This window comes from Aromatoleum evansii (assembly GCF_012910805.1).
Taxonomy (GTDB): Bacteria; Pseudomonadota; Gammaproteobacteria; order Burkholderiales; family Rhodocyclaceae; genus Aromatoleum; species Aromatoleum evansii.
In genome coordinates this window covers 1-4,007 of record NZ_WTVK01000127.1, presented here as the reverse complement: position 1 = coordinate 4,007, position 4,007 = coordinate 1, and the positions used below count along the sequence as shown (strand labels likewise).

Here is a 4,007-nt window from a genome sequence, read left to right as displayed (position 1 = left end):
CATGCCATCCCGGCCATCGCCGCCGCGCCGGGCCGTCTTCAGTCGCGCTACGCGCTCCTTACGACGGCCCGGCGCAACGACCGGAAATGCAACCGGTGCTGCACAACAACACAATACAAGGGCGGGAGGAACGAAGTGGATCCCGCCATTCCGGCCACCGGATCCCGCCCGGCCGCCGTGTGGCGGGATACGCTGCGCTGCTCCCGCCCTACGAGGGGGAGGGAGTCGCGATCAGAACGCGTGCGTCAGTGTCAGCCTGGCGTTGAGCGGCGCCCCCGGGCTGATGTTGTTGTCACTGTGCGCGGTCGGGAAGTACTCCTTGTCGCCGAGGTTCTCGACATTGAGCGCGACGCGCGTCTTGCCACCGGCGAAGCTGTAGTACAGCGCGCCATCCACGCGCGTGAAGGCCGGCAGCTTCACCGTGTTGCTGAACGACGTGTAGCTCGACGCCTGATGCACGACGCCCAGGCCCACGCCCCAGCCGTGGCCGAGGTCGAAGCGGTTCCACAGCGAAGCCATCTTCTCGGGCACGAGACCGACCTTGCGGCCCTTCGGCGCGCTGGAGGTCGTCTCCGTGATTTCCGAGTCGAGATCCGCGTAGCCCGCGAACACCTGCCACCACGGCGTGATCTTGCCCTGCAGGCCGATTTCGACGCCTTCGGTACGCTGCTCGCCGGTCTGCACCAGACGGCCGCTCGCCGGATTGGTTGGATCGCTGGTCTTCATGTCCTCGCGCGTCAGGCGGAACACCGCCGCCGACAGGGTGAGGTCGGGATTCAGATCCCAGCGCGCGCCGATCTCGTGGTTGATCGCCTTCTCCGGCTTCATGTCCTCGGTGTTGGCGGCCAGGCTCAGCTGTTCGCCCGAAGGCAGGAAGGCGTAGCTGTAGCTCGCGTAGTAGGTCTGGGACGGCGTCGGCGTCCAGATCAGGCCGAAGCGCGGGCTGACCTCGGTGTCGGTGCGCGACAGGTCCTTCCGGGCCGTGGTCGTGCGCTTGTCGTCGAGATCCACCCCGAACTGGTCCCAGCGCAGGCCGGCGAGCACCTTCCACTGCTCGGTGAGCGCGATCTGGTCCTGCAGGTAGGCGGCGACGGTGTCGGACTTGACCGTGTTGTTCGCGTCGGTGCCGTTGAAACGGAAGCTCGTCGCGGTCGCAACCGGATTCGCGGCCGACACGGTCGCGCTCGTCGCGCTGCCGAAGAAGCCGGTGTTGCGCTCGTTCTCGCTTTCCTGATGGCCCAGTTCGATGCCTGCGAGAAGCGTGTGCTTCAGGCTGCCGGTCGAGAACTTCGTCGTCAGGTCGGTCTGGTTGAAGATGTTGGTGCGCAGGTTGGAGCTGTTGTAGGCCGAGATGCGCACGTTGCCGGCGCCATTCACCGCGCCGCCGGCGAAGACGTTCTGGTAGAACTTGTCGTACTGCGTGACGCTCAGGCTGTTCTTCAGCTGCACGCCGCCGAAGTCGTGCTCCAGCACGGCGGACAGCGCATCGACCATCGCGCGCGACTTGCTCTGGTCGGCATTGCCGAAGAAGGTGCTGCGCTTCGTGTCGAAGGGGCGGTCGCCCTGCGAGGGAATGCCGCGGTCGGCGGTGCGCTCGTCGTACAGGCGCTCGTAGGACAGCGTCAGCGCTGTGTCGCCGCCCGGCGTGAAGGTGATGGTCGGGTTGAACGCATAGCGCTTCGCATCGACGCCATCGCGGAAGCTGTCGGCACGCTCGGCCATCGCGTTGATCCGCCACGCTGCCTTGTCGCCGAGCTTGTCGCCGACATCGACGGTGCCACGCAGCTGGTCGAAGCTGCCCAGCGTCACGCTGGCCTCGCCGACATGGCCGAACACCGGGCGCTTGGTCACGCGATTGACGATGCCGCCCGCGCCGCCGCGGCCGAAAGTCATGCCGCCGGGGCCCTTCAGCACCTCGACACGCTCGACGTTATAGAGGTCGCGGAAGATCTGCGCGTCGTCGCGGATGCCGTTGACGAAGAAGTCGGCGGTCGTGTTGTTGCCGCGGATCACCATCTGGTCGCGGTTGCCCTCGCCCTGCGCCGCCGTCGTGCCCGGCACGTAGCGCAGCACGTCGGAGATGCTGCGCATCGCCTGGTCCTCGATCACGTTTTCCGGGACGACGGTGATCGACGCCGGCACCTCCTTCAAGGGCGTATCGGTCTTCGTGAAGGTGGCCGAGCGCGTGGCACGATAGCCCTGCACCGGGCCGTCGGCGCGTTCGACCTGGTCCTGCACGAGCACCGGTGACAGCACCGCATCGGCGGCAAAGGCGTTGCCGCAGACGGCAAGCATGGCAAACACGACCGGCTTGAGCCGGGGACGAAACGACATCTTTCTACTCCTGTATGGACCCGGGCTGGCTGGGTAGAGAGATGCCTGGCTCGCCGTGAATGAATTTTCGGTACGGAACGGACTCGGTGCGCGCGGCACGGGCCGAACGGCTCAGGCCGATCCGGGATCACCGGTTTGCAAGCGTCGCATTTGAGAACGGCTCGCATCCTAAATGATAAGCATTCGCAACACAATGTATCGCCGTACATTGCCTCATTGCGCTGTAGCGTAAACGCAACGATTCTTATTTGCGATTGATTCGTATTTACATACTGAAATACACTTGGGCCAACATACCCAGCCAGCCACTCCGCCACCTCGGTCCGGACCGCCAGCCAGAAACCTGTTTCCAATGGAGTTCCCATGCGTCCGACCACCCTTGCCGTGGCGATCGCGGCTGCGCTGCCCGCCCTCGCCACCGCCCAGGCCACCCTGCCTGCCGTCACCGTCACCGCCGAGCAAGGCGTTGCCGCCCCGTCCTACAACCCGCTCGTGTCGTCCTCCGCGACCAAGGGCACCGCGCCGCTACGCGACATACCGCAGACGGTCAACGTCGTCGGCCCCGAGCTGATCGCCGACCAGGGCGTGCGCTCGCTCGCCGACGCATTGAAGAACGTCCCGGGCGTGACCCTCAACATGGGCGACGGCCAGCGCGACCAGTTCGCGATCCGCGGCTTCACCGCCATCGGCGACACCTTCCTCGACGGCGTGCGCGACGACGCGCTGTACTACCGCGACCTCTCCAACACCGACCGAATCGAAGTCCTGAAAGGCCCCGCCGCCGTGCTGTACGGCCGCGGCTCCTCGGGCGGCATCATCAACCGCGTGAGCAAGCTGCCGACGACGCAGACCATCCGCGAAATCACCGTGCAGCTGGATACCGAAGGCCAGAAGCGCATCAGCTTCGACACGGCGGGCGCGCTCAGCGAGGCCGGTCATTCGTTCCGCCTGACCGGCGCGTTCGAGGACTCGACCGGCTTCCGCGACGAATCCTTCCTCAAGCGCGAGGCCATCGCCCCGTCCGTCGACCTCAAGCTCGGCGAGAACACCCGCCTGCTGCTGCAGCTCGCGCACAACCGCGACCGCCGCCCGACCGACTTCGGCATCCCCGACAACAACGGCCGCCCGCTCGACGTCGACCACGACACCTATTACGGCTCGGGCGACGCCGAACGCGACGACATGACCGCCGCGACGATGAACACCGCGACGGCGACGCTCTCGCACCGCTTCAACGACACCTGGTCGCTGCGCAACGTGCTGCGCTACTACGACTTCAAGCTCGACCGCGAGAACACCCTGTACCGCTCCGGCAGCGCCTACACCCTTGTCGGCGGCCAGCTCAGCATGGCCCGCACCCACGGCCATGTCGTGCGCGACGAGGACGGCTGGTTCAACCAGCTCGAGCTCACGCAACGGCTCAAGCTCGGCGGCCTGCAGCACACGCTGCTGTACGGCCTCGAAGTCGGCACGCAGGACAAGGAACTCGACATCGACAACTGGATCGGCATCGACCGCGTGCCGCTCTACAACCCCGGCGGCGCGATCCCGCCCTTGTATTGTGTTGTTGTGCAGCACCGGTTGCATTTCCGGTCGTTGCGCCGGGCCGTCGTAAGGAGCGCGTAGCGCGACTGAAGACGGCCCGGCGCGGCGGCGATGGCCGGGATGGCATG

General features: G+C 66.2%; 2 protein-coding genes. One reads left to right on the top strand and one right to left on the bottom strand.

From position 1 onward, the window contains the following. Positions 1 to 231: 231 nt before the first annotated feature. Complete coding sequence (locus GO615_RS27245) at positions 232 to 2,334, bottom strand: TonB-dependent receptor (RefSeq protein WP_169132983.1); 2,103 nt, start codon at positions 2,332 to 2,334, stop codon at positions 232 to 234. Between the two features lie 363 nt (positions 2,335 to 2,697). On the opposite strand from GO615_RS27245, the gene GO615_RS27240 reads away from it, so the two are divergent. Continuing rightward, positions 2,698 to 3,960: a TonB-dependent receptor gene (locus GO615_RS27240; RefSeq protein ID WP_246262502.1), complete on the top strand. Its 1,263-nt coding sequence runs from the start codon at positions 2,698 to 2,700 to the stop codon at positions 3,958 to 3,960. Positions 3,961 to 4,007 lie beyond the last annotated feature (47 nt).